The organism is Rahnella sp. P4_A8 (genome assembly GCF_056402435.1).
Window position 1 is genome coordinate 1 of the sequence record NZ_JBFUHK010000337.1, and the last position, 690, is coordinate 690.

Below are 690 nucleotides of genomic sequence, written 5' to 3' on the forward strand. Positions count from 1 at the left end.
GAAATTGAAAATATTTTAAGGAAGTTGATTACTAAATTTATGTTAATTAACATTGGCACTGGATGGACAGTGAACTCGATCCCAGACGATTTTAAATCATCAAAGAAATCGAGTGCTGGTTCGAATACTTCAAAACCATCAAATCATAATCTTCTTTATGATGCTGATTTCATTCAGCTTTCCAATTTTCTATTTGACGAATATCGTGAAATTGATGTGCCGGATTTAATTTCAAAACTCAAATCCATAGGAACCGAAGGCACAAATGAAAATACAATTGAAGAAATTAAAAAATTCATACCCAAATCAAACTGGCAAAAACACTTTCAAGAGCACATTAACTGTGAGGCTGAGTTTCTAAAAAAAAGATGGCTGCGCCTATACGATCTCAGATGTAAAATCGCACACAATAATACATTTACAAAAACAGACCTCGCCGAAACACTTACTATCGTAAATGAGATCAAGCCCACATTAATTGATGCAACAAATAAATTAGATGTTATAAAAATATCAGAAAATGAAAAAGAGAAGTTAACAGACGAATTAAATCTACTTGATAGCGATAACATCTCTAAACTATCTAACAGAACTACCATTGAACTAAATGATAGTCCTCAAGATGTATTATTCATGTACTATTCATCAATAGTTTTACACTTGAAAGCAATAGGTAGCGCACTTGGAGTC

1 protein-coding gene is annotated in these 690 nt (G+C 32.3%); it reads left to right on the forward strand.

The features are described from left to right. Positions 1-690, forward strand: a 690-nt coding sequence (locus AC1DUO_RS25845; protein ID WP_477989578.1) for a hypothetical protein, incomplete at both ends; no start/stop codon positions are given.